The organism is Hymenobacter nitidus (assembly GCF_020447315.1).
Taxonomy (GTDB): Bacteria; Bacteroidota; Bacteroidia; order Cytophagales; family Hymenobacteraceae; genus Hymenobacter; species Hymenobacter nitidus.
Genome location: NZ_JAJADQ010000001.1, coordinates 416,720 through 442,428, shown reverse-complemented (window position 1 = coordinate 442,428; position 25,709 = coordinate 416,720). Strand labels below are relative to the sequence as shown.

The 25,709-nt window shown below is 61.3% G+C and carries 21 protein-coding genes and 1 riboswitch; of the genes, 13 read left to right on the top strand and 8 right to left on the bottom strand.

Annotated features, from left to right (window positions below):
• Window positions 1–217: 217 nt before the first annotated feature.
• The 3 genes from cysS (at window position 218) to LGH70_RS01950 (ending at window position 3,233) form a co-directional block, all read left to right on the top strand.
• Window positions 218–1,720, top strand: a complete 1,503-nt coding sequence (cysS, locus tag LGH70_RS01960) for a cysteine--tRNA ligase (RefSeq protein ID WP_226182154.1) — start codon at window positions 218–220, stop codon at window positions 1,718–1,720.
• Window positions 1,710–2,738, top strand: coding sequence for a M28 family peptidase (locus tag LGH70_RS01955; protein ID WP_226182153.1), 1,029 nt, complete (start codon window positions 1,710–1,712; stop codon window positions 2,736–2,738). The genes cysS and LGH70_RS01955 overlap by 11 nt, the downstream gene beginning before the upstream one ends.
• Before the next feature lie 78 nt (window positions 2,739–2,816).
• A complete protein-coding gene (locus LGH70_RS01950; protein ID WP_226182152.1) occupies window positions 2,817–3,233 on the top strand; it encodes a hypothetical protein in 417 nt (138 codons plus the stop codon).
• Window positions 3,234–3,309: 76 nt separating this feature from the next.
• Here the strand turns inward: LGH70_RS01950 and LGH70_RS01945 are convergent, their stop codons facing one another.
• Both LGH70_RS01945 and LGH70_RS01940 read right to left on the bottom strand, forming a co-directional pair.
• Window positions 3,310–3,831: a GNAT family N-acetyltransferase gene (locus LGH70_RS01945; protein WP_226182151.1), complete on the bottom strand. Its 522-nt coding sequence runs from the start codon at window positions 3,829–3,831 to the stop codon at window positions 3,310–3,312.
• 14 nt (window positions 3,832–3,845) lie between these two features.
• On the bottom strand, window positions 3,846–4,748 hold the full coding sequence (locus LGH70_RS01940) for a S66 peptidase family protein (protein WP_226182149.1): 903 nt from the start codon (window positions 4,746–4,748) through the stop codon (window positions 3,846–3,848).
• A gap of 183 nt (window positions 4,749–4,931) precedes the next feature.
• On the opposite strand from LGH70_RS01940, the gene LGH70_RS01935 reads away from it, so the two are divergent.
• Window positions 4,932–6,158: a carboxylesterase family protein gene (locus LGH70_RS01935; RefSeq protein WP_226182147.1), complete on the top strand. Its 1,227-nt coding sequence runs from the start codon at window positions 4,932–4,934 to the stop codon at window positions 6,156–6,158.
• 82 nt (window positions 6,159–6,240) lie between these two features.
• Here LGH70_RS01935 and LGH70_RS01930 read toward each other — a convergent pair whose 3' ends face one another.
• From LGH70_RS01930 to LGH70_RS01915, 4 genes are all read right to left on the bottom strand, one after another.
• Entirely contained in the window at window positions 6,241–7,536 is a 1,296-nt protein-coding gene (locus LGH70_RS01930; RefSeq protein ID WP_226182144.1) for a homoserine dehydrogenase, read from the bottom strand.
• A complete protein-coding gene (locus LGH70_RS01925) occupies window positions 7,514–8,527 on the bottom strand; it encodes a homoserine O-acetyltransferase family protein (RefSeq protein ID WP_226182142.1) in 1,014 nt (337 codons plus the stop codon). The genes LGH70_RS01930 and LGH70_RS01925 overlap by 23 nt, the downstream gene beginning before the upstream one ends.
• A 275-nt stretch (window positions 8,528–8,802) precedes the next feature.
• The gene (locus tag LGH70_RS01920; protein ID WP_226182140.1) at window positions 8,803–10,188 is read right to left on the bottom strand and encodes an O-acetylhomoserine aminocarboxypropyltransferase/cysteine synthase family protein; all 1,386 of its coding nucleotides are present in this window, start codon (window positions 10,186–10,188) and stop codon (window positions 8,803–8,805) included.
• A 387-nt stretch (window positions 10,189–10,575) separates the two neighbouring features.
• Window positions 10,576–10,688: riboswitch (SAM riboswitch) on the bottom strand.
• 177 nt (window positions 10,689–10,865) lie between these two features.
• Window positions 10,866–11,162 carry a LysM peptidoglycan-binding domain-containing protein gene (locus LGH70_RS01915; protein WP_226182138.1) on the bottom strand — a complete coding sequence of 99 codons (297 nt, stop codon included), beginning with the start codon at window positions 11,160–11,162 and terminating at the stop codon, window positions 10,866–10,868.
• 223 nt (window positions 11,163–11,385) lie between these two features.
• Here LGH70_RS01915 and LGH70_RS01910 point away from each other — a divergent pair, with 223 nt between their 5' ends.
• Window positions 11,386–11,802, top strand: a complete 417-nt coding sequence (locus tag LGH70_RS01910; protein WP_226182136.1) for a hypothetical protein — start codon at window positions 11,386–11,388, stop codon at window positions 11,800–11,802.
• An 86-nt stretch (window positions 11,803–11,888) separates the two neighbouring features.
• Here the strand turns inward: LGH70_RS01910 and LGH70_RS01905 are convergent, their stop codons facing one another.
• Complete coding sequence (locus LGH70_RS01905) at window positions 11,889–12,965, bottom strand: lysylphosphatidylglycerol synthase transmembrane domain-containing protein (protein ID WP_226182134.1); 1,077 nt, start codon at window positions 12,963–12,965, stop codon at window positions 11,889–11,891.
• A 303-nt stretch (window positions 12,966–13,268) separates the two neighbouring features.
• Here LGH70_RS01905 and dxs point away from each other — a divergent pair, with 303 nt between their 5' ends.
• The 3 genes from dxs (at window position 13,269) to LGH70_RS01890 (ending at window position 16,998) form a co-directional block, all read left to right on the top strand.
• Window positions 13,269–15,209: a 1-deoxy-D-xylulose-5-phosphate synthase gene (gene dxs / locus LGH70_RS01900; protein ID WP_226182132.1), complete on the top strand. Its 1,941-nt coding sequence runs from the start codon at window positions 13,269–13,271 to the stop codon at window positions 15,207–15,209.
• A 220-nt stretch (window positions 15,210–15,429) separates the two neighbouring features.
• Complete coding sequence (locus LGH70_RS01895) at window positions 15,430–15,978, top strand: YceI family protein (RefSeq protein ID WP_226182129.1); 549 nt, start codon at window positions 15,430–15,432, stop codon at window positions 15,976–15,978.
• Window positions 15,979–16,245: 267 nt separating this feature from the next.
• Window positions 16,246–16,998: an alpha/beta fold hydrolase gene (locus tag LGH70_RS01890; protein ID WP_226182127.1), complete on the top strand. Its 753-nt coding sequence runs from the start codon at window positions 16,246–16,248 to the stop codon at window positions 16,996–16,998.
• A 68-nt stretch (window positions 16,999–17,066) separates the two neighbouring features.
• On the opposite strand, the gene LGH70_RS01885 is transcribed toward LGH70_RS01890, so the two are convergent.
• A complete protein-coding gene (locus tag LGH70_RS01885; protein ID WP_226182125.1) occupies window positions 17,067–18,065 on the bottom strand; it encodes an aspartate-semialdehyde dehydrogenase in 999 nt (332 codons plus the stop codon).
• A 129-nt stretch (window positions 18,066–18,194) separates the two neighbouring features.
• On the opposite strand from LGH70_RS01885, the gene LGH70_RS01880 reads away from it, so the two are divergent.
• The 5 genes from LGH70_RS01880 (at window position 18,195) to LGH70_RS01860 (ending at window position 25,688) form a co-directional block, all read left to right on the top strand.
• The gene (locus tag LGH70_RS01880) at window positions 18,195–21,662 is read left to right on the top strand and encodes a lamin tail domain-containing protein (protein ID WP_226182123.1); all 3,468 of its coding nucleotides are present in this window, start codon (window positions 18,195–18,197) and stop codon (window positions 21,660–21,662) included.
• Window positions 21,663–21,822: 160 nt separating this feature from the next.
• Window positions 21,823–23,280, top strand: a complete 1,458-nt coding sequence (locus LGH70_RS01875) for a DUF1800 domain-containing protein (protein WP_226182121.1) — start codon at window positions 21,823–21,825, stop codon at window positions 23,278–23,280.
• Window positions 23,281–23,414: 134 nt separating this feature from the next.
• Complete coding sequence (locus LGH70_RS01870; protein ID WP_226182118.1) at window positions 23,415–24,626, top strand: DUF1501 domain-containing protein; 1,212 nt, start codon at window positions 23,415–23,417, stop codon at window positions 24,624–24,626.
• Between the two features lie 137 nt (window positions 24,627–24,763).
• Window positions 24,764–25,162, top strand: a complete 399-nt coding sequence (locus LGH70_RS01865; protein WP_226182116.1) for an SPW repeat domain-containing protein — start codon at window positions 24,764–24,766, stop codon at window positions 25,160–25,162.
• A 151-nt stretch (window positions 25,163–25,313) separates the two neighbouring features.
• Window positions 25,314–25,688: an SPW repeat domain-containing protein gene (locus LGH70_RS01860; RefSeq protein ID WP_226182114.1), complete on the top strand. Its 375-nt coding sequence runs from the start codon at window positions 25,314–25,316 to the stop codon at window positions 25,686–25,688.
• The last annotated feature ends 21 nt before the right edge of the window (window positions 25,689–25,709 follow it).

Sequence of the window (25,709 nt, the reverse complement as noted above, 5' to 3'; positions counted from 1 at the left end):
AACCCGTTGTACCACCCGTTGAACTTTTTGTACTGGACAAGCGGACTTATGTACTTCTCTTGTGCCTATTCGGAAGGAATTCGTTGGTATAACGTCTGATCCTTTTTGCGGCGGTCCCCGAACAGACCGGCCTGAGTTTGTTTACCAGCCACATCGGGCCGGAGAATCGTGAGGAATTCCGGCCCGGCTGACCGCCAAATCTTTCTACTTTTGCCAGATGCAGCACCCGCTCTCCCTATATAATACGCTTACCCGTCGCAAAGACCCGTTCGAACCTGTCAACTCACCCTTTGTGGGCGTGTACCTCTGCGGCCCGACCGTGTATAGCGAGGCCCACCTAGGCAATGCCCGCGGACCAGTCGTATTCGATGTGCTGACGCGCTACCTGCGCCACTTGGGTTACACCGTGCGCTACGTGCGTAACGTAACTGATGTGGGCCACCTGGAAAGTGACGCCGACGAGGGCGAGGACAAGATGGCTAAGGCCGCCCGTGCCCAGCGTAAGGAGCCCATGCAGATTGCCCAGCACTTCGCCAACCTCTACCGCCAGAACATGCTGGCCCTGGGTTGCCTGCCGCCTGATATCGAGCCCCAGGCCAGCGGCCACATCACTGAGCAGATTACCATGGTGGAGGAAATCATGGCCAACGGGTTTGCCTACGAGGTAAACGGCAGCGTGTACTTCGACGTGCCCCGCTACAACGCCGAGCGGGAACGGTACGGCAAGCTCTCTAACCGCAGCATCGACGACCAGCTGGCCGGCACCCGCGACACGCTGGCTGGGCAGGACGAGAAGCGCAGCCCGCTGGATTTCGCCATCTGGAAGAAGGCCGCGCCCGAGCACATTATGCGCTGGCCTTCGCCCTGGGGCGAGGGTTTTCCCGGCTGGCACCTGGAGTGCTCGGCCATGAGCCGCAAGTACCTCGGCGGCCTGTCCGACATCCACGGTGGCGGCCTGGATCTGATGTTTCCGCACCACGAGTGCGAAATAGCCCAGTGCCAGGGCAGCCACACCCGCACCGACGAGTCGCGCTTCTGGATGCACAACAACATGATAACCGTGGACGGCACCAAGATGAGCAAGAGCCTAGGCAACTTCGTGCTGCTGGGCGAAATGTTCAAGGGGCCCACGGCGACGCTTACGCAGGCCTATTCGCCGATGGTGGTGCGCTTTTTCCTGTTGCAGGCGCACTATCGCTCTCCCGTGGACGTGAGTGACGAGGCCTTGCAAGCCGCCCGCAAAGGCTACCGCAAGCTAATGAACGGGCTGCGTCTGCTCGAAAAGCTGCAGTTGCCCGAAGGCACCGAGCGCGCCGCCGACACCGAGAAAGCCGATGCGGAGCTGCGCAAGCTCGTGGCCGACGTTTTCGTGGGCTTCAACGACGATCTGAATACGGCCCGCGCCATTGCCAGCCTGTTCAATCTGCTGCGTAAGTTCAACGGCTTTTTTGCCAACCTAACCACGCTGAGTACCGTGAGCGAGGCCGCGCTAGCCGAGGCCACGGAATCCTACCGCACCGTCGTGACCCAGGTGCTGGGCCTCGTGGACGAGCCGCGGGCCAACGCCGAGCAGCTGCTGGAGCTTACCCTGAGCTTTTACCAGGAAGCCAAAACGGCCAAGGCCTACGACAAGGTCGACCAGATTCGGGCGGCTCTGAAAGGTCAGGGCATTGTAATTAAAGACTTAAAAACCGGCGTTGACTGGGCATATGAAGAATAATCGAATTGGATGGGCCCTGGCAGTAGCAGCTGGCCTGCTGGTGGCCGGCTGCGGCCCCGACAAGCCCGACACGGCCGATACCACCACTGCGCCCGAAACGGCAAAAATTGCCGCGGCCCCCAGCTTCAATGCTGACTCGGCTTATGCCTTCACGGCCAAGCAGGTGGCTTTCGGGCCGCGCGTGCCCAACTCCAAGGCCCACGTAGCTACCGGCGACTGGCTGGTGAAGCAGTTCAAAGGTTATGGGCTGGCGGTGAAGGAGCAGAAGTTCGAGGTAATGGCCTTCGATGGCACCAACCTACGCTCGCGCAACATCATTGCCCAGTTTGCCCCCACAGCCGCCCGACGCATTGCCGTGTTTGCCCACTGGGACACGCGCCCCTTCGCCGATAAGGACAAGGAAAAGAAGAACGCACCGCTCGATGGCGCCTCCGACGGGGCCAGCGGTGTAGCCGTTGCCCTGGAAATGGCCCGCCTGCTCAGCCTGCAGCCCGACAGTCTGCAGCCCGGCGTGGGCGTCGACTTTATCCTGTTCGACTCCGAGGACTACGGCTACGACTCTTCCACCCAGGGCGACCTGAAAGATCAGCTCAGCGCCCAGGGCAAGGACAGCTGGTGCCTGGGCTCCCAGTATTGGTCGAAAAACCTGGTGCCGGCCGGCTACAAGCCCAGCTACGGCATTCTGCTCGACATGGTAGGGGCCAAAAATGCCAAGTTCAGCCGCGAGGAAACCTCCCGCCAGTACGCCCGCGACGTGGTGGATAAGGTGTGGAATACGGCCGCCCAGCTGGGCTACTCCGACTTCTTCCTGTTTCAGGACAGCCCCGGTATCGACGATGACCACGTGTACACCAACCAAGCCGGCGTGCGCACCATCGACATCATCGACCACCTGCCCGTCGGCGACGACTATTTTCCTGCTTACCACCACACCACGCAGGACAACATGAGCGTGATTGACAAGCGCACCCTGAAGGCCGTGGGCCAGACCGTGCTGCAGACAATCTACAACGAGTAGTTTTTCAGCTTTCCGATACCACCGCGCCCGGCATTTCTCGTATGAGATGCCGGGCGTTTTTGTGGAAGGAGACCGGGGATGAAAAACGAATGGGATATGCTGGCTCTGGTGGAGCAGCGGCTGGCGGCGGGCCAGCAGTTAATAACATTTTCGTACGGCACCCGCTGGCTGGTGGAGCCCGACGGTAGCCCCGGTCGGGTACACGACGAGGAAGGGGTAGAGTACGAAATAGGAGCGGACTTTCTGCCCGGAGTGGTGCCGGTGCTGCGGGCCCACGCCATTTCCTTCGCCCTCGACAACTGGCACCGCACGCTGCGCTTTGGCCCGGGCCTGCCAGCTTCCCCCGGGCGCTACGTGGTGCAGGGCCAGGCAATTCCGGTTGTGGATCTGACGCCCGGTGGCCCGGCCGTACTGGTAGCCCTACTGATTACCTCCAGCCAGCCTGCTGGTGAGGACGGCGAAGAGCTTCCGCCGGATGATGAGCCCACAGCATAGCAGTAGCCGGCCGAATAGCTGGAAAAGAACAACGGTAAAGGCCCGGTAACCAGGTGACCGAGCCTCTTTGCGGCTGTCAGGAAAGCAATTTGTAGTAGATGACGGTGGCGTGCAGCTCGCCCGAGGAGCTGCGGGCAAAGTCGGGAATGGTGCCGCCGGCCACGTAGCCCGCGCTCTGGTAGAGCTGCTCGGAAGGGTCGTGCTGGCGGGTGTCCAGAATGAGCGTGGTGCGTTGATGCTGGCGGGCTGCTTCCTCCACGGCCTGCATCAGCCGCCGACCGATGCCCTGGCGCCGGGCCTGGCGGTGCACCATCACCTTGCAGACTTCGGCCCGGTGCAGGCCGTTGTTTTTCGTGGCCAGGTCCAGCTGGGCGGTGCCTAACAGGCGGCCCTGCGCTTCGGCCACGAGCAACACCCGGTTGCCTGCCGCCACGGCTTCTGTCACCTCTTGCCAATACGCCTGCAGCTCGCCCGGCGCCACGGGCAGCATAAAGCCTAGCGCGGCCCCCGATTCCAGCGCGTCCTGGAATAAGTCGGTTAAAGCGGGAATACTGGCTGCTGCTTCGGTGGCGGTAAGGGTCCGAACGGTTATCGACATAAGGAATAGGGAGGTTAGAGGTAGGTAAGCCCGGTGCCCGTGGCCGTGACGGAAAGCCGGGCCGAGCGGCCGCAAATCAGGGCCATGTTCTGGGGCTCGTGGCCCACGGGGAAGCCGTAGGCCACCGGAAACTGGTACTTATCGGCGTAGGCCGCAATGATTTCGTAGGGCGTCTGGCCGAAGGGCACGGCGTTGTCCTGCGGGTCGGTGAAGTGGCCCACGACCAGCCCGGCCAGGTTGCGCAGCTTGCCGGTGCGGTCGAGGTGCACCATCATCCGATCGATGCTCATCAGGTACTCGGCTATGTCTTCCAGAAACAGGATGCGCCCGTCGGTTGGACAGTCGGAGGCGGTACCGGTCAGGTTCTGTAGCAGCGTCAGGTTGCCGCCGATTAGCTCGCCGGTGGCCGTGCCGGGGCGGTTGAGCGGGTGGGCTGGCACGGCGTAGCGCACCGGCTCCCCAAACAACGCGCGGCGCAGGCTTTCCAACGACTCTTCGCCCCCTGCCTGGTTGAAGACAAACGCCATAATCCCGTGGATACTCTCGTAGCCCAGCCGCAGCAGGTGGCAGTTCAGGCTGGTAATGTCGCTGAAGCCGGCAAGCCACTTCGGGTGTTGGGCAAAGCCGGAGAAGTCGAGCTGGTCGATGATGCGGGTGGTACCGTAGCCGCCCCGGGCGCAGAGAATGGCCCGGATTTCGGGCGCGTCGAGCTGGCGCTGCAAGTCGCGGCGGCGCAGCTCGTCGGGGCCGGCAAACTGGTGGTGCGCCGCCGTAATGGATTCGCCCAGCACGACCTGCAGGCCCCAGCTGGTCAGAATTTCCACGGCCGGCGCTATTTCTTCGGCCGTAACCTTACGGGCAGTGCCCACAATGGCGACCTGGTCGCCGGCGCGGAGCACGGGAGGGGAGATGGGCATAGTGCAGAAGCCAAAAGGAGGCGGTAAACCTACGCAACCTGAGCCACCGGCCCAAGCCGGGAAGCGGACAGGGGAGGAGGGAAAGCCGAAAAGAAGTGAAAAAGGCTTCAGAAACAGAGCTTTGAGCTATAACCTTGCTTTCCGCGCCTGCGTCTATGTACTTCGCCTTCACAAGCCCAACTCATGAAAAAACTTCTCCTCTTCTGCCTGCTGGCCGTGCTGACCATGCCGCTGGCCCGCGCCCAGTCCCAGATTGACACTACCCGGGGCCGCTACCACCAGCCTATCTTCCCGGCCATTACCACCCGCACCAACGTCGTTTTTGGCTCGGCCATCACCTACACGGGCAGCACCCAGACGCTGACGATGAACATCTACGAGCCCACCGGCGACACAGTGCGGCGCCGGCCCCTGCTGGTGTTTGCTCACGGTGGTGGCTTTGTATCGGGTTCCAAAACCGACCAGGATGTGACCGAGCTGTGCCAGCGCTACGCCCGTCTGGGCTACGTCACGGCCAGCATCGACTACCGGGTGCTGTTCTTTCCCTTCGACACAACCAACATTGCGCGGGCAGCCGTGCGGGCCACCCAGGATATGCGCGCGGCGGTGCGGTTTTTCCGCCAGGATGCGGCGACCAGCAAAACCTACCGGATTCACCCCGGCTACATTTTCGCGGCCGGCAGCTCGGCTGGTGCCTTTATGGCTCTGCAGCTGGCGTATCTGGATAAGTTCAGCGAAGTACCCGCCTACATTGGCATTGCGCAGCTCGGTGGGCTGGAAGGCAACAGCGGCAACCCCGGCTACGCCAGCACCGTGCGCGGCGTCGTGAACCTGTGCGGCGCCCTGGGCCGCCCCAACTGGATTGAGCCCGGCGACGTGCCCTTCGTGAGCATGCACGGCACCGCCGATGGCACCGTGCCCTACGGCAAAGGCAGCGTGGGCAGCGGCCTGCCGCCCCAGGTAATCTACGGCAGCGGCGCCATCAAGCCCCGTGCCGACGCCGTGGGCGTGCCCAACCCGCTCTACCCGTTTAAAAATGTCGGGCACGTGCCCTACAGCGGTACTACGGCCCGCGCCCAGGCCTACATGGATACCACGTTCCGCTACGTGCGCGACTTTCTGCGGCCGGTGCTGCGCCAGCCCGGCACCGTGACTAGCTCCCGCCCGGCGGCTGAGTTAGCCAGCCTGCAGCTCTACCCGGTGCCCGCCGCCGAGGCAGTGAAGCTCACGGTTGCCACGGGCTCGGCTTTCCAGCCCCGTACCCTGGAGCTGCTCGATGCCACGGGCCGTGTAGTGCGCCGCTTCCGCTGGGAGCGGGCCGAGCAGCTGCTGCGGCGCGAGGCACTGAAGCCCGGCATTTATCTGCTGCGCGGAACGGGTATTGCGCCCCAGCGGGTCGTGTTTGAGTAACGTTTGGCAAGCCATCATCATGCAAAAAGCCTTTCTCCTAACTGGGGAAAGGCTTTTGCTTTTGCGAAAAAGGAGCCGATTGCTACTCAGCGGCGGTAGCCAGCTCCAGGGTGTCGGCGGCATGGGCAGTGGCGGGGCGCACGTTGCCGGTACGGGCCACGAAGGCGCCGGCTTTGCGCAGCCGGTCCCGGTGCTGAATCAGGGCATCCAAGGGCACAAACCCGACGATGTAGCCGTCTTCGTCGGCTTCCTCAGTGATGTCGGTGAAGCCCAGCTGGTCCAGAATCAGCTCGTCGTCGGTGCGCAGGTAGATTTCCAGCTCCAAATCGGAGGTGTAGCTGAGCTGGGGCCGGGCCAGCTTGGCGTAGGCGTAGCGCTGGTTGGCGCGCAGCGCGGCCAGGTCGGCCAGCACGGCCGAGCCGGTGGGGTGGCCGCCGGCCCCGCGGCCCCGCAAAAACTGCGTGCCGGCAAACTCCGCCTCGATTACCACACCGTTAAACTCATCATCGACGGAGTACAGCGGGGAGGTCGGGTCTACGAGCTGGGGCGTGACGAGCACCGTGAGCTGGTGATTGGGCAGCAGGTACAGGCCGGCCACCACCTTTATCTTCTGGTTGGCCACGGCCGCGTAGGCAATGTCGGTGGCACTCACGTTTTCGATGCCCAGATTGAGCACCTGCTCGGGCTGCAGCAGCACGCCGTAGGCATGAGCGGCCAGAATCACCGCTTTTGAGCGGGGGTCGAAGGCGGCCATGTCCAGCGTCGGGTCGGTTTCGGCAAAGCCTTTCTGCTGGGCTTCGGCCAGGGCCGCAGCATATTCCGAGGCATCCTCACCCATGCGCGTCAGCACGTAGTTCGACGAGCCGTTAAAAATCCCGCTCACGCTGCGCAAGGGCTCCTGCCCGAAGTAAGCGTCCAGCGTCCGGATAACCGGAATGCTGCCGCACACGGCGGCTTCGTAGAGCAGCGTGCCGCCAAATTGCTGTTCCAGCGCAATCAGCTCGGGCAGGTGCTGGGCCACCATGGCCTTGTTGGCCGTCACCACGCGGCGGCCCTGACAGAGCGCCGCACTCACCAGCCGGAAGGCTTCGGCGGCATCATCAATAACCTCGACCAGCACATCCAGCTCCTTGTCCTGCAGCAGCTCGTCGGCCTGAAAGCTGAACGCTGACGCCGGCAGGGAGCGGGACTTGTCGGGGTTTTTTACGGCAATGCGGCGCACTTCGGCCCCAAAGCCGGGCAGGCGCTGCAGAATGTCGTACAGGCCCTGGCCCACGCAGCCAAAGCCGATGAGGCCAATGCGCAGGGGGGCGGCCGGGGCAACCAACGAAGCTGCAATGGCCGAAACGGCGAGGTTAGTGGACGAGACTCGGGACATAAAACTTCTCTAAAAGCTGCGTGATTTGAGCGGTTTCAATCAGGAAACCGTCGTGGCCATACTCCGAATCCATGGCCGCGTAAGTGGCACCCGGAATGTGCCGGGCCAAAAACAGCTGCTCGTCGGGCGGAAACAGCACGTCGGAGCTGATGCTGATAACCAGCGTGCGGGCCTTAATGAAGGCCAGCGCCAGCGCGGCACTGCCCCGGCCGCGGCCCACGTGGTGCGTGTCCATCGTGCGCGACAGGGCCACGTAGCTGTAGGCGTTGAAGCGGGCCACGAGTTTGTCGCCCTGGTGCTGCTGGTAGGAACTGGCCCGAAATCCGTCGAGCCGGTCGGGGTCGGTTTCGGCCTGGGTGCGGCCGTAGGCATCGTAGCTGCGGTAGCTGAGCAGAGCCGTAGCCCGGGCCGCTTTCATTCCGCGCTGTCCACCTGCCGGGGTACCTTCGTGGTAGGTAGGGTCAGCAAAGATGGCCAGCCGCTGCGCCTCATTAAAGGCGATTCCCCAGGGTGAGTGCTGGGCGTTGGTAGCCAGCACAACCAGGTTGGTAAACACTGTAGGCCGCAGAATAGCCCATTCCAGCGCCTGCTGCCCTCCGAGCGAACCGCCAATCAGGGTGTGGATTCTTTCCAGGCCCAGCTCCTGGCGCAGCGCCTCGTGGGCCGCCACCATGTCGCGGATAGTTACCAGCGGAAACTGCTGATATAATGGTTCCGCGGTAGCATCGCCCGAAGTCAGCGGGCCGGTGCTGCCGTAGCAGGAGCCCAGGATGTTGGCGCACACGATAAACCAGTCGGCCGGGTCGAAATAGTCGCCGGGGCCAAACAGGCCGGCCCACCAGCTGAGCACGTCGGCGTTGGCCGTCAGGGCGTGGCACACCCATACTACGTTGTCGCGGGCGGGGTTCAGGGTGCCAAACGTATGGTAGGCTATCTGCACCGGGGCCAGCGTCGCGCCGCTTTCGAGCACGAGTCCTGCCGGAAGGTTCAAAAGCCGTAATTCAGTCATTGCAGTAGGTGTTTTCGGCTGACGACACATGGGCCAGCAGCCGTTGAGTTCAGTACAATAGCACGCGGGCTGAACCGGCAAGGCCGCTCCATCAGTCCCACCCAATGAAGGTTTCGGACCCTGAGCCGGCTCAACCCGGGCTATTGCGGAATGGTCAGGATGATTCCTCTCTCACAACTCCTCATCCTGCCACCCTTTTGCGCTGCCGTAGCTGGAGTGGCCGGCCCTCTCGCGGCCGGCCGTGCCTCCTCTCTACGTTAGACCTCCAGCGGGGCAGCGTGTTCTACTTCCGGCTGCACCACGGCCTCGTCGTCCTCGTCGGAAGTAACCGGGGCCGCGTTGCGCACCGCTTCAAAGGCCTGGGCCAGGTCGGCGCGGATATCATCAAAATGTTCAATGCCCACCGACAGGCGCAGGGAAGTGGGCGTTACGCCAGCGGCGCGCTGCTCTTCTTCCGACAGCTGCTGGTGCGTAGTGGCCGAGGGCTGGATAATCAGCGTCTTCGCGTCGCCCACGTTAGCCAGGTGGCTGACCAGCTTCAGGTTGTCGATAAACTGGATAGCCGTTTCCTTGCTGCCCTTGATGCTGAAGGTCAGCACGCCGCCAAAGCCGCGCTTCAGGTATTTCTGGGCCAGAGCATGGTAGGGGCTGCTCTTGAGGCCCGGATAATTCACACTTTCCACCTGTGGGTGCTGCTCCAGCCAGGTGGCAATGCGCAGGGCATTTTCCACGGTGCGGTCTACGCGCAAACTCAGGGTTTCGAGGCCGATGAGCAGCTGCCAGGAGTTGAAAGGGCTGATGGCGGGGCCGAAGTCGCGTAGACCTTCCACCCGGGCCCGGATGATGAAGGCAATGTTGCCGAACGGTCCTTCTTTGCCGAATACGTCGTTGAAAATCAGGCCGTGGTAGCCTTCCGACGGCTCGGTGAACTGCGGGAACTTGCCGTTGCCGAAGTCGTACGTGCCGCCATCCACAATCACGCCGCCGATGCTGGTGCCGTGGCCACCAATCCACTTCGTAGCCGATTCTACCACGATATGGGCGCCGTGCTCCAGGGGCCGGAACAGGTAGCCGCCCGCTCCGAAGGTATTATCGACGACCAGCGGCAGGTCGTGCTTCTGGGCAATAGCGGCAATCCGCTCGAAGTCCGGCACGCTGAAGCTGGGGTTGCCGATGGTTTCCAGGTACAAGGCCTTGGTATTCTCGTCAATCAGCTCTTCGAAGGAGGCTGGGTTGTCGCCGTCGGCAAAGCGCACTTCGATGCCCAGACGCTTGAAAGCCACTTTAAACTGGTTGTAAGTGCCGCCATACAGATGGGAGCTGCTCACAAAATTGTCGCCGGCCTGCAGGATGTTGTTCAGGGCAATGAACTGCGCCGCCTGACCCGAGCCGGTGGCCAGGGCCGCTACGCCGCCCTCCAGAGCCGCCACGCGCTGCTCAAACACGTCGGTGGTGGGGTTCATCAGGCGGGTATAGATGTTGCCGAACTCCTTCAGGGCAAACAGGTTGGCCCCGTGCTCCGCGTTTTTGAACACGTAAGAAGTGGTCTGGTACAGCGGTACGGCGCGGGCACCGGTTACGGGGTCGGGCTGCTGGCCGGCGTGGAGTTGCAGGGTTTCGAATTGCAGGGCTTGCGTAGACATAGCGAGGCTGGGTTAGGGAAGTTCTTGAAAGGATGTTTCAGATTATCAGGCGGTTGTGTTTGTGTAAATGACAACCGCAGAAGCTTCCGGAGCCCGTAGCAGGCTGCACCGAAGCCAGACCCAACCCTGCGCCGAGCCACACCAATGCGGTGGCTGCGAAATGCAGGCAGGCCAAAAAGGAAAAGGGGGAGGGGAGAAGCTAGGCGCTCAGGGGGCTAGCAACAGCAACAACACGGGGTCCAACAGCACATTCGCATTCGCTCGGCAAGCTGAGTAGCAGCCGAAACCAATGAAACACAAAAACCCATCAGCAACTCAGCGGGCACGAGGGCGGCTGCAGCGGATGGGGGAAACGAGACGAAAGGGAGGTTGTTTTCCATGGTACTCGACTTATAGCTCCCGCCGGCCTTACGCCATGCGGGCAGGAATTGGCACCTTTCATTAGATGAAGGTTGCCAGCGGGTCAGGGAGCCTGTTCTCTCGCCGCTTCTGTATAAATTCTTTCAAACTGTCCCATCGTTCTGGGAGAGTACCGGGTTGGTGACTGCAAATGTACAGCTGGAAATGAGAAGACCAAATCCGGCGAAAAGTTTTTTTGATTTTCCAACAATCGGGCAAGAAAAAAACGCCGCCCTAAGCTAGGACGGCGTTTCCAACCTTTTTCTGCAAAAAAGGACCTAAATGGTAGGTAGTGTCAGCTGCTGACCCACTTCGATATGGTCGGGGTTAGAGCCGATAATGGCTTTATTTGCTTCGTAAATCTGGTGCCACTTGGAGGCGTCGCCATAGTGGTTTTTGGCAATCTTAGAAAGCGAGTCGCCACTGACAACAGTATAAGAGTCGCCTTTTGCGGCGGTAGGTTGCGCGGGAGCCGCGTTGTTACCGAAGAAATCGGTACCACCGGCGGCGGGCTTGGCAGCGGGTTGAACAGGTTTTTCTTCGCCTTTATTGCTGAGGAAATCGAACAGTCCCATGAGTATGTGTCGGTTAGGGTGAGGGGGGAGGAAAGCGGACCGCATGTGCCTGACGGCCACGGTATCAGAGCTTCTTACGCCCTGTCTTAAATTTAGTTGTGACTGGATAATCCCGATACGGAGGGGCTTAACTCTTTCGCTTGGGCCGCGTAAGAACCGCAGCACTGACCGCAATTCCGGCGCGTCAAGGCTTTGTTTTTGTCTCTTCCCTAAACCCTTTCTCATGAAAACTCTCCCCACTTCCTTTCGCTTCCTGGCCAGCCTGATGACGCTGGTAGTCCTGTTCCTGACCGCCTGCGGCAGCAAGGAAGGCAAAGTTGAAGGCGTCAACATGCTCTACGGCACCGAGAGCAAAGTCTGGAAAACCGATAAAGAGCTCAGCTCGGCCGGCGACAAAGTGAAACAGACCGACACCCAGGAGGACGAGCGTATCACGTTTTTCGCCAACGGTCAGTACAGCATGGCCTCGCCCGCCGGCGCCGTCAATGGCAAGTATACCTTCGACCAGCCCGGCAAGAAAATTATGCTGACGCCTGATGGTGCTACCACCAGCAACAGCTTCGACGTGGTAACGCTGACCGACGACAAGCTCACGCTGAAAAGCCCCGACGGAGCCGAACTGCGACTCGAAAAGGAATAAACTCTTCTCTGGCTTACCCCACAAAAAAGCCCTTCTGCATCGAGCGGAAGGGCTTTTTTTGTGAGTAACGTACCCGGCGGCTATTCTTAGTGAGTTGCGGGAGCTTCTCTTTTGCTGAACACCCGGCCTACCCAGCGCGGCAGGAAGAAGGCGCCCAGCACTAGGTACAGGTAGTACGTCACGATGCGGTAGAGCAGCACCACAAAGTTGGTCATGGTGGGCGTGCCTATAAACTTGCCGAAGAAGGTAGGGAAGGCGCCTTCCGCAATGCCTGCCCCGCCCGGCGTAATGGCAATCAGCAGGATGACTTTGTAGGTGAGGTTGCGGCCGAAAATCATCAGGAACTCGTCCCAGCTCACATGCACGAAGGCGGCAATGATACAGCCGATGACCAGGTAGCGGGCCGTCCAGACGAAGAACGTGGAGCCGATGGCGCGCAGCCAGTAGCCGGCCCCGTTGCCGCGCAACTGGGCTGAGGCCCATACTACTTCGTTGCCGTGCTGGTAGGCTTTGGCCCGCCAGCGGCGCAGGCCCTTGATGGAAAACAGCCGCACCAGCAGCCGCTTCACTGCCTGCGGATTGACGAAAATGGCGTACAGCATCAGCAACGCATACAGCGTCACCAGCACGTAGCTCACCACGAAGGCCACTTTAAGGGTGGAAACCAGCCCGCCCTGCAAAGCCTCGTGCGGATACAGCGCGTTGCCGGCCAGCCACACCACCAGCGGCACCGTCACGACATAATAGAGGTTGTCGAGCAGGGCCGTGACCATCACGTAGGCCAGGGACTTGCCCAGGGAAATACCTTCCTTGTTCAGAATAAACGAGGCTACCGCCGTGCCGCCCACGGCCGAGGGCAGCACGCAGGAGGCAAATTCCCAGATCATAATCACGTCCAGGCTCTGGCGCCAGCTGAGCACCTTCTCCGAAATGTGGCGGATGCGGTAGATGTAGCCCAGGTCGCGGGCCAGCAGCACGGCCACCATCACCAGCAGCCAGTGCAGCTTGGCATCGGCCAGCGGGGCCAGGTCGCCGGGGCGGTAGCTGCGCCAGAACATAAACCCGACCACGCTCAGCCCGATGAGTACCGGCAGGACAATGCGCGACGGTTTTAGCTTGTCGAGGAGCTGCTGCTCCTGATTGTTCTGCTGGGTGAGCGGCATGGGTGAGGAAAATGGTGGGCCCGGCAAAAATAGCTATTAATTACCCCAAGTTGGGAGGCGCGGCCCGAAAGCCTGCTGCTCGCCACGAACCCCGGTTTCGAAGGATTGTTGCGCCACTAAACCCGGCCAGGAGTTCAGCAGACTACATTCGTGGTAATACACTCGTTCTACAGGCCACAACCGGTAGATACGAAAAGTCGTACCTTTGCCCATTACAGGTGGTGAAGTTTGCGAAAAGCTTAACCTTTAGACTCCTCTGTCTGTTGCCTTGCTGAACTTCTCCTCCTTGCCCCTCTCTCGAAGATGATTGTCGAACCCGGTGAATTGCTGGCGGCTATAAACTCGCCCGACGACCTTAAAAAGCTCAGTGAAGACCAGCTGGTGCAAGTCAGCCAGGAGCTTCGACAGTTCATTATCGACTCGGTTTCCATCTATGGCGGCCACTTCGGGGCCTCGCTCGGGGTGGTGGAGCTGACGGTGGCCCTGCACTACGTCTTCAACACGCCCTACGACCAGCTGGTATGGGACGTGGGCCATCAGGCCTACGGCCACAAAATCCTGACCGGCCGGCGCGAGCAGTTCCCGACGAACCGGCGCTACGGCGGCATGTCGGGCTTCCCCAAGCGCAAGGAGAGTGAGTACGACGCTTTCGGCGTGGGCCACAGCAGCACCAGCATCGGGGCCGCCCTGGGCATGGCCGTGGCTTCCGACTACAAAGGCGAGAAGGACCGGCAGCACATTGCCGTAATCGGCGACGGGGCCATGACGGCCGGTATGGCCTTCGAGGCCCTGAACCACGCCGGTGTGGCCAATTCCAACCTGCTGGTTATCCTCAACGACAATTGCATGAGCATCGACCCCAACGTGGGCGCGCTCAAGGAATACCTGACCGATATTACCACCTCCCGCACCTACAACAAAGTGCGCGACGAGCTGTGGAACGTGCTGGGCAAGCTCAGCAAGTTCGGGCCCAACCCCCAGCAGATTGCCCGCAAGGTGGAGTCGGCTATGAAAGCCACGCTGCTGAAGCAGAGCAACCTGTTTGAGGCCTTGAACTTCCGCTATTTTGGCCCCGTGGATGGGCACGACGTGCAGCATCTGGCTACCATTCTAAACGACCTGAAGAGCATTCCCGGCCCCAAAATCCTGCACTGCGTGACGGTGAAGGGCAAGGGCTATGCCTTAGCCGAGAAAGACCAGACCCTGTGGCACGCGCCTGGCCTGTTCGACAAGATTACCGGCGAGATTCACAAGAAAACCTACGACAAGCCCCAGCCACCCAAGTACCAGGACGTATTCGGACACACGATGGTGGAGCTGGCCGAGCAGAACAGCAAGGTGATGGGTGTAACGCCCGCCATGCCCTCGGGCTGCTCTCTGAACATCATGATGAAGGCCATGCCCGACCGGGCCTTCGACGTGGGCATTGCCGAGCAGCACGCCGTAACCTTCTCGGCGGGCCTGGCGACGCAGGGCATGGTGCCGTTCTGCAACATCTACTCGTCCTTTATGCAGCGCGCCTACGACCAGGTGCTGCACGATGTGGCGTTGCAGAACCTGAACGTGGTGTTCTGCCTCGACCGGGCCGGTTTTGCCGGCGCCGACGGCCCCACCCACCACGGCTGCTACGACATTGCCTACATGCGCTGCATTCCGAACATGGTGGTAGCCGCCCCCATGAACGAGGAAGAGCTGCGCAACCTGATGTACACGGCTCAGCTGCCCGACATGGGCCCCTTTAGCATCCGCTACCCCCGTGGGGAGGGCGTGATGCCCGAGTGGCGCCTGCCGTTCAAGAAAATTGCCGTGGGTACCGGCCGCGTGGTGCGAGAGGGCGAAGGCGTGGCTATCCTGAGTATCGGCCACATCGGCAACTACGCCGTGAAGGCCACGGCCCAGCTGGCCGCCGAAGGCCTGAGCGTGGGCCACTTCGACATGCGCTTTGCCAAGCCTCTGGATGAGGAAATGCTGGCCGCCGCGCTCAGCAAGTACAAAGCCATTGTAACGGTGGAAGACGGTTGCCTGCAGGGCGGCTTCGGCGCCGCGGTGCTCGAGTTCATGGCTGACCACGGCTACGCGGTGCCCGTCAAGCGCCTCGGTATCCCGGACCGCGTGGTAGAGCACGGCACCCAGGATGAGCTCTACAAAGAGTGCGGCTTCGATGCCGACGGTATTGCCGCCGCCGTGCGCGAGATGCACGGGAAAGTGGCCACTAAAGCTGCCGTGGAAAAGGTGATTCTGTAAGGAACGCTAAGCGTAAGTAAAGCCCCGCTGGATTCGTCCGGCGGGGCTTTTTCGTTTTCCTGGTACCAGTTTGATGAACCAAAGAAAAATAAATGATGTAGGTACATTGATGTAACTACATCATTTGTATATTTGCAGCATCAGTCAGCGGCCAGCAGCGTAGGCTACCGGCATGGCGCCAGCATCAAACCCGAAACACCAACCCTTATTTCACCGCATCATGGCTACTACCAAATGGGCAATTGACCCCACCCACTCCGAAGTTCAGTTCAAGATCAAGCACCTGGTTATTTCGACCGTCACGGGCTCGTTCAAGAAGTTCGAAGGCGAAGCCGTAACCGAAAACGACAGCTTTGAGAATGCCCAGGTGCGCTTCTCGCTGGACGTGCACAGCATCGACACCAACCAGGAGCAGCGCGACGAGCACCTGCGCAACAACGACTTCTTCGACGTGCCGACCTACCCGAACATCACCTTCGTCTCGACCTCGCTGACCCGCGTGGACGGGGACAGCTTCAAGCTGGCCGGCAATCTGACGGTGAAGGACGTGACCAAGCCCGTAACCCTGGACGTGGAGTATGGCGGCACCGCCACCGACTTCTACGGCAATGAAAAGTCGGGCTTTGAAGTGACTGGCAAAATCAACCGGAAGGACTTCGGCCTGACCTTCAGCGCCGTGACCGAAACCGGCTCCATCGTGCTGGGCGACGACGTGAAGCTGTTCGCCAACCTGCAGCTGGTAAAGCAGCAGGCTGAAGTAACCGCCTAAATCTGGCCGCGCGGCCCTGCGGACCTGCTCCGTGGGTATAGCGCTGTTCTGCCCCCTATAGAAGCCGAAGTAGCCAGTGCTGCTTCGGCTTCGCTGCGTATGGCCTGGTACGCATCTATCATATTGTACTAGCGTGGGATTGGGCCGTAGAGACGCATATTTGCGTCTCAATCGTTGAACAACCGGCACTGCGCCGTTTGATCTTGTAGCTAGTCTCCACAACGATAAGACGCAAATATGCGTCTCTGCATCGTTCTTTCCCTGCTTATGCCCCACCAACCTACTATTGTTTTCCTGCACGGTTTCGCCGAAAGCCGGGAAATCTGGACCGACTTCCTGCGCGACTTCCCTGCTGAGTACCGCGTTATCAGCCTGAACCTGCTGGGTCACGGCACCAACATCCACGACGTGCGCGACTATTCGATGGAGGCCCAGGCCCGCTACGTAGCCCAGAAGCTGCAGGCCGCTGGCGCGGAAAAAGCCCTGCTGGTGGGTCATAGCATGGGCGGCTACGTGGCGCTGGCCTTTGCCGAGCGGTGGCCCGAGCGGGTAGCTGGCCTGTGCCTGCTCAATTCCTCGGCTTTGGCCGATTCGGAAGAAAAGAAAGCCAACCGCGAAAAGAACGTGGCCTTCGTGGAGCGCCACGGGGTGGAGAAGTTCATGGAATCATTCATCCGGCCCCTGTTTGCGCCCGTGCACCGCGAAGCTATGAGCACCCAGCGGGAATTTCTGGAGGAAATCGGCAAGGCCACGCCCGCCGAAACCCTGGTGAGTGGCATGCGGGCCATGGCTGCCCGCCCCGACCGGACCAAAGTGCTGCACGAGGCCGAGTTTCCGGTGCAGTTTATCGTGGGCAAAGAGGACGTGGCCGTGCCCCTGGAGCAGTCGGTGGCCCAGGCCCACCTGGCCCCGGTGAGTCACGCCCTGTTTCTGGCCGACGTGGGCCACCTAGCCTATTACGAGAAGCCCCGGGAGGTGCGGCAGGCGGTGCTCGACTTTGCCGGAGCGGTGTTTGGTTAATAGAAAGATAAAGCAAAAAAGGGCGCTGGATCATCCGGCGCCCTTTTTTGTCTGTTTGGTAAGGGATACTAAGCCTTGAGCAAGCCCAGCTGAATCATGTGTTCGGCAATCTGGACGGCGTTGGTAGCGGCTCCCTTGCGCAGGTTGTCGGCCACTACCCACATGTTCAGGGTGCGGGGCTGGCTCTCGTCGCGGCGCAGGCGGCCCACCAGCACGGCATCTTTGCCGTGGGCGTCCTTGGGCATGGGGTAGCTGTTGCGGACCACGTCGTCTACTACTTCCACGCCGTCGGTGGCGCGCAGGATGCGGTAGACTTCTTCCAGCTCGTATTCCTGCTCGAATTCCACATTTACCGCCTCCGAGTGGCCGCCCATCACGGGGATGCGCACGGCGGTGGCCGTTACCTGAATCGTGTCGTCGCCGAGGATTTTCTTGGTTTCCTTCACCATCTTCATTTCCTCCTTGGTGTAGCCATTGTCCTCGAACACGTCGATGTGGGGCAGCACGTTCAGGTCGATGCGGTGGGGGTAGGCGGGGTTGGAGGCCGTCTGGCCGGCGCGCTCTTCCAGCATCTGGTCCACGGCTTTCTTGCCGGTGCCCGTCACGCTCTGGTAGGTGCTCACCACGATGCGCTTGATTTTGAACGCCTCGTGCAGCTTGTGCAGGGCCAGCACCATCTGGATAGTAGAGCAGTTGGGGTTGGCAATGATTTTATCGGCGGCCGTCAGCTCCTTGGCATTGATTTCGGGCACGACCAGCTTCTTGGTGGGGTCCATGCGCCAGGCCGAGGAGTTGTCGATAACCACGGTGCCGACTTCGGCAAAGCGTGGGGCCTGCTCCTTGGAGGTGCTGCCGCCGGCCGAGAAGATGGCCACGTCGGGCCGGGCCGCAATGGCGTCGTCCATGCTGATGACGTGGTAGGTTTTGCCCTGAAACTCGATGGGCAGGCCCACGGATTTCTCCGAGGCGACGGGCAGTAATTCGGTGACCGGGAAATTGCGCTCGGCCAATACTTTCAACATTTCGCCCCCGACCAGACCGGTGGCACCTACTACGGCTACTTTCATGGCAATAAGAGAAAAAAAGCGGCGGCCGGAAGGGCTGCGCGCGTGGCAAATGTCGGGAAAAGCAAGTTACTTAGACAGTTCGTGCGCAACTCAATGCGGCGCGCACTCCGGCTTTTTTACAAACCTACTATGCAGAGAACCTCTACCGCAAAAAGAATATTCCCTTCCCTGCATTCTCCAAGCCATTTTCTGCTCCTGCTGGGCGCCCTGCTGGGCCTGGCGCTGCCGGCCAGGGCCCAGCTCACCGAGAGTTTTGCCGACGGCGACTTCACCCAAAACCCGGCCTGGAGCGGCGCCACCGCCGATTTTCAGGTAAACGCGACTCAGCAGCTGCAAAGCAACGGCCCGGCCGTGACGCCCACCAACACCCAGCTCGTAACGGTAAGCCAAGCGGCCACCGGCACCACCTGGGAGTTCTGGGCCAACCTGCGCCTGGCTACCTCGGGCTCCAACTACGCCGACGTGTGGCTGGTATCGGACCTGGCCGACCTGCGGGCCGCGGCCAATAAAGGCTACTACGTGCGGCTGGGCGGTACCAACGACGAAATTTCCCTGTTCCGCAAAAATGCCGGCGCCACGGCCGCTGCCATCATCGACGGCACCGACGGCACGCTCAGCTCCACGACCAACAACCTGGTGCGGGTGCGGGTGACGCGCTCCGTGCAAAACGTCTGGACCCTGGAGCGCGACCTTGCCGGTGGTACCACCTTTACCGCGGAAGGCACCGCCACCGACGCCACCCACCAGCGCAGCAGCTATTTCGGCGTGGGGCTGACGTATTCGGCCACCAACAACCGCAACTTCTACTTCGACGATTTCCGCATCACCGACGCCACGGCGCCCCTGCTTCAGAGCGCCGGCATCGTTGGGGCCCGGCAGGTGGATGTGACCTTTAACGAGGCGGTGCCGGCTACCCAGGCTGCGGCCAACTACCGCCTGGCCGCTCCCGGCACTCCGGCCGTAACCACCGCCCAGCGCGACGCCACCGACCCGGCCCTGGTCCACCTCACTTTTGCCGCCGACCTACCCGCTGGCGCCAGCATCCTGGAAGCCCGCAGCATCTCTGACCTCTACGGCAACGTGGCCACCGGTCCGCTCACGGCCGCGCTCAGCTACACGCCCCCGGCCGCGGCGCCTGGCTACTACCAGCTGCTTATCACCGAAATCTACGCCGATGAGTCACCGGTGGTGGGGCTACCGGCTTCGGAGTTCGTGGAAATTCATAACCCCTCGGCCACTCAGACGCTCGACCTGGGCGGGGTGCGCCTGCTACGGACCACCAGCACCGGGCCGGCCGCCGTATTTGCCACTGGCACCCAACTGCTGCCCGGCGAGTATGCGGTGGTCTGCGGCAGTACCCGCGCCAGCCAGTTTGCCGCCTACGGCAAGGTGTTTGGCCTGAGCAATTTCCCTTCCCTGACCAATGCCGGCGACGAACTGCTGCTACGCGGCCGCGACGGGCGCACGGTGTTCGAAGTACGCTATACCGAAGCCTGGTACCGCGACGTGGCCAAAAAAGACGGCGGCTGGACTCTGGAAATGATTGATACCACCAACCCCTGCGGTGGCGCGGCCAACTGGACGGCCAGTACTGACCCCAGCGGCGGCACGCCGGGCCGGGCCAACTCGGTGCGGGCCGCCAATGCCGACCGCACGGCCCCGCTGCTGCGCCGGGCTACGGTCATCAGCCCCACGGTGGTGCGGCTGGAGTTCGATGAGAAGCTCGACAGCGTGCAGGCCGCTACTCCGGGCCTGTATAGCATTCAGCCGGCGCTTACCATTCAGCGGGTAACGCCCGTGCCCTTCGATTTCCGGGCCGTGGAGCTGACGCTGACTACGCCGCTGGCAGCCGCCCAAGTCTATACCGCCACCGTGCAGCGCGCCGTCGACTGTGTAGGGAATGCTACCGGCGCGGCGGTGTCCACTACGTTCGGGCTGCCGTCGGTGCCAGTAGCGGGGCAGGTGCTCATTACCGAAATTCTGGCTGATGAGTCGCCGGTAGTGGGGCTGCCGGCTTCGGAGTACCTGGAAATCCACAACCCGACCACTCGCATCCTGGATTTGGGCGGTGTGCGGCTGCTGAAGCCCGGCAGCAGCACGGCGGCCGTGTTTCCGGACACCACGCGCCTGCTGCCGGGCCAGTACGCGGTGGTGTGCAGCAGCACCCGCACGGCTCTGTTTGCCCGCTCCGTCAGCGTGTTTGGCCTCACCAACTTTCCTAGTCTCTCCAACGACGGCGACCAGCTGGTGCTGCGCGCCCGCGACGGCCGCACGCTGTTTGAAATAGCCTACTCCAGCACCTGGTATAAGGATGGCGCTAAGGATGACGGTGGCTGGGCTCTGGAAATGGTGGACACTGGCAACCCCTGCGCCGGCATCGAAAACTGGACGGCCAGCACCGACGTGAGCGGGGGCACGCCGGGCCGGGCCAACTCGGTGCGGGCTACCAACCCCGACCGCACGGCCCCGGCCCTGGTGCGCGCCGTCGCCATCAGCCCCACGCTGGTGCGCTTGTTTTTCGGGGAAAAGCTCGACAGCGTAGCGGCGGCCAGCCCGGCTCTGTACTCGTTCAGCACCGGACAAGCCGTGACCCGCGCCGCGCCCGTGTCGCCCGACTTCCGGGCCGTGGACGTTACGCTGGGCTCGGCGTTGGCGGCCAGCCAGCCGATAACGGTGAGCGTACAGCGCGCCACCGACTGCGTGGGCAATGCTACCGGCGTGGCGGCCGCGGCTTCGTTTGGCCTGCCTTCGGCCCCGGTGGCCAACGACGTGGTCATTAACGAAATTCTGTTTAACCCCCGCACCAACGCGGTGGATTTTGTGGAGCTGATTAACCGCTCGGGCAAATACCTTAACCTGCAGGGCTGGGAGCTGGCCAGCATTCCGGCCAGCGGCACGCCCGATAAGGAACCCATCAGCAGTGGCCCGTACGTGCTGGCGCCCGGCCAGCTGGTGGTGCTGACCACGCGCCCCGACATCGTGCAGAGCCAGTACCCAACCAACGACCCGGCCGCTTTCCTGCTGCTGCCGGCGCTGCCCACGTTCCCCGACGACGCGGGCACCGTGGCGGTGTACGATTCGCAAAACCGTATTGTGGACCGCTACACGTATAATGAGTCGCAGCACCTGGGCCTGCTCGATTCAAAGGATGGCGTGTCGCTGGAGCGGATTCGGACCGATGGGCCCAGCGCGGCCGGCAACTTCCACTCGGCCGCCAGCGCCGTGGGCTACGCCACACCCGGCCGCCGCAACTCCCAGTACCAGGACGACCCGGGCGGTGACAAGCTCTTTACGCTAGAGCCCGAAGTCTTCACCCCCGACGCCGATGGGCAGCAGGACTTCACCACCCTCAACTACCGCGTCGACCAGACCGGCTACGCGGCCAGCATCACGGTGTATGATGCCCAGGGGCGGCTGGCCCGGCGGCTGGTACGCAACGAAACTATGGCCACAAACGGCTTTTTCCAGTGGGACGGCCTGAACGACCAGGGCCGCAAAGTGCCCATTGGCTACTACGTGCTGCACATCGAGCTGCTGCAGCCCGGCGGCAACAAAAAGGAGTACAAGAAAACGGTAGTTGTCGGGGCGCGCTTTTAAGCGTCAGCTGAATTCTTGTGTAGGTCATGCTGAGTGCAGCCGCAGCATGACCTACTACTTGGTATCTGCTAACCAGAAAAAGTATTCTGATACCACTCCGCCTGAGCTTCATTGGTTCTGTTCAGATTAAACCTTGCCCCAAAACCTGCGTCCAAGCTGCATGACGAACCAACAGCAATTGCAGCATCTGTACTGGCGCGCGGGCTTTGGGCCGCGGCCCGCTGATATTGCCGCGAACCTGAACCCGCGCCGGGCGTTGCGGCAGCTGCGGCACGATTCGGAGGCTTTCCAACCCTTGGAAGGCCCAAAAATTCAGGCGGCGGAAATGCTGGCTATGAGCCCCGTACCCACGCCCGACCTGCGCCAGGACCCGCAGGCGCCGGCGCTGAAAAAGGGCGAGCTGACGCCTCAGCAGCGCAAGGAGCAGAACCGCCAGATTCGGGACGCCTTCTACACGATGAACACCGGCTGGGTGGAGCGCATGGCTACCTCGCCGGCCCAGCTGCGCGAGAAAATGACCTTTTTCTGGCACGGCCACTTTGCCTGCCGTGTGCGCCGCCCCGATGCGGCCTTGCAGCTCAATAACACGCTGCGGCGCCTGGCCCTGGGCAAGTTCGGCGACCTGCTGCTGGCCGTGAGCAAGGAACCGGCTATGCTGCAGTTTCTCAACAACCAGCAAAACCGCAAGCAGCGGCCCAACGAGAACTTCGCCCGCGAGGTTATGGAGCTGTTTACCATCGGGCGCGGGCACTATACCGAGCAGGACGTGAAGGAAGCGGCCCGGGCCTTCACCGGCTGGAGCTACGACGCGCAGGGGCAGTTTGTGTTTCGGGAGCGGCAGCACGACGACGGCCCGAAGACGTTTATGGGCCGCACCGGCAACTTCGGCGGCGAGGATATCCTGAAAATCATTCTGGAGCAGCCCCAAACGGCCGAGTTTCTGACGACCAAGCTTTACCGCTTCTTCGTGAACGACGTGCCGAATCCGACCCATATTCAGCCCCTGGCCAAAGCCTTTTTTCAGAGCGGCTACGACATTGGCGCGCTGGTGGAGCGCCTGTTTGTGGCCGACTGGTTTTACGACGCGGCCAACGTGGGCACCCGCATCAAGTCGCCCATCGAGCTGCTGGCCGGCATCAAGCGCACCCTAGGCGTGGAGCTGCAGGATAAAAGGCCGCTGATTGTATTTCAGAAAGCCCTCGGTCAAACCTTGTTTGAGCCGCCAAACGTGGCCGGCTGGCCCGGGGGCCGCAACTGGATTGACTCCTCCACGCTGCTGTTTCGGCTGCAGCTGCCGCAGGTACTGCTCCGAAACGCCGAAATCAGCATCGCGCTGAAGGAAGACGAAAACGACCTCGACCCGCAGGTAACCAAAGCCGACCGCACCTTCCGGCAGCAGGTGCAGGCCAAAGCCAAGCTGGCCCCGCTGGGCCTGTTGCTGGCCAAAACGCCCGAAGCGGAGCAGCCCGCCGAGCTAAGCAAATTCCTGCTGCAAACGCCCATCCGGCCCGATAATTTGCAGCTGGTACAGCAAGTGGCCCAGAAAGCTCCCGCCGAAGGCCGCCTGCGCACCATGGTTACGAGCCTGCTCAGCTTGCCCGAGTACCAGCTGATGTAAGAATAGAAATCAGAGGTTAGAAGTGAGAAGTTAGCAGAAGGGTATTCACTGCTTAATTCTGTTTGTCAATTCTTGCCGTGACCTGCCTGTCTGAACTATCTGAGCTCTAAGCTCTCAATTCTAAGTTCTCTATCATGCCTACTTCCCGCCGCGACTTTCTCAAAACCTCGGTGCTGGCCAGCTCCCTGCTGTTCGTGCCCAAATTTCTGCACGCGCTGGACGCCCAGGGTGTCCAGACGCTACGTAACTCCAACGGCAAGCGCCTGGTGGTGGTGCAGCTCGGGGGCGGCAACGACGGCCTGAATATGGTAGTACCCTTCCGTAACGACTTGTACTACAAAGCGCGCCCTACGCTGGCCCTCCGGGAGCAAAGCGGCCTGCTAATGCTGGACAAGGACCTGGCCTTCAACCCGGCCATGACCCCGCTCAAAGCCCTCTACGACCAGGGCCAGATGGCCGTGCTCAACAGCGTGGGCTACCCCAACCCCGACCGGTCGCACTTCCGCTCGATGGATATCTGGCAGAGCGGCTCGGCTGCCGACCAGTACGTCACCACCGGCTGGCTGGGCCGCTACCTCGACTCGAGCTGCCCTTCCTGCCAGGTGCCCTACAACGGCCTGGAGGTAGACGACACGCTGAGCCTGGCCATGAAAGGCGAGTTGCGCAAAGGCCTGGCGCTGAAGAATCCGGAGAAGTTTCACCAAGTGACCCAGAACCGGTTTATCAGCCAGGTGAGCGGCAAAACCGGCGGGGGCAGCAGCTCGGAGCTGGATTACCTCTACAAGACGCTGGCCGAAACTACCTCCTCGGCTGACTACCTCTACCAGACGTCCAAGGTGTACAAATCGGCTATTACCTACCCGAACACGGAGTTTGGAAAAAACCTGAAAACCACCGCCGAGCTGATTAATTCCGGTATCGAGTCGCGGGTGTTTTACGTGTCCCTCACCGGCTTCGACACCCACGTGCGGCAGCAGGAGCAGCAGGGCAAATTGCTCGGCGACCTGTCGGGTGGGCTGGGCGCTTTCGTGGACGACCTGCAGAAAAGCGGGCAGCTGAACGACACACTCATCCTGGTTTTCTCCGAGTTTGGCCGCCGCGTGACCCAGAATGCCAGCAACGGCACCGACCACGGCACGGCCAACAACGTGCTGCTGGTGGGCGGCAGTCTGCGCCAAAAAGGCATCGTCAACGATGCGCCCGACCTGCTCAGCCTCGACCAGGGCGACCTGAAGTACCAGCTCGACTTCCGCAGCGTGTATGCCACTGTGCTGCGCGACTGGCTCGGAGCCGACGACAAGGCCATTCTGGGCAGTGAGTTTGCCCGGTTGCCGGGGCTGGTATAAGAGGCATTAAGCACAACCGCTATTCGTTATAAGCTCGTCAATAAGTTCTATTTTTTATTAGCTCGACTATATCCTTTCGATTTTGGGGGCGTACAAAAGTGCAGTAATACCACTTCCAACCTTCAAAACACCGCACCATGAAAGTTATATCACCCCGCATGCACGGCATGCTCGACTACGGCACCATCCTGCTGTTTGCCCTGGCCCCAACGCTCTTCGACCTGGATGGTACCTATGCCACCGTGTGCTATATCCTGGCCGCCGGCTACCTGGCCGTTACCCTACTCACGGACTTTCAGATGGGTATTGCCCACCTGATTTCGTTCCCCATGCACGGGTGGCTCGAGCTGATTAGCGGCCTAGCGCTGCTGGCCTCGCCTTTCCTGTTCGATTTTGCCGATGACAATGAAACGGCCCGTAACTTCTTCATGGCCATGGGCGTCCTGTTCATCGGCACCTGGCTGCTGACCGACTGGCGCGCCGATACCCATACCCAGACGCATGGCCACGGCACGATGATGTCGAACCAGCACTAAGTAAGCTTGCTGTTATCCACAAAAGCCCGGCTACAACGTATTAGTCGGGCTTTTTTGTGAGTAAAATCCTGAAAGTCAGCAAGACTATCCTTCCCGGCAAGGCGTAGAAAAATGACGCTAGCATGTTCCTTTACCTACTTCTGAATCAGCTATGAAAATCCTCTCACCTGCCGCCCACGGCGTAATAGACGTCTGCTTTGTGGTCTTCGTGGCGCTGGCTCCCGTCATGTTCGACCTTGCACCGACCATCGATACAACCTGCTTTGTGCTGGCCGGGGGCTACCTGCTCGTTACGCTGCTGACCAATTACCGCCTGGGCCTGTTGCGGCTCATTCCGTTTCCTGTGCACGGCTGGCTCGATCTGCTCACGGGCCTGGCACTGGTAGCCGCGCCTTTTGTGCTGGGGTTGGGGGCCAATACGGCCGAGCGAAACCTGTTTCTGGGGCTGGGCATCTTCTCCGTCATCGTGTGGCTCCTGACCGATTGGAAGGCCCAGGCCCGCTCCCTGATGACTGACCCCGGCTAGTGGCGTTTCAGGCACAACCCA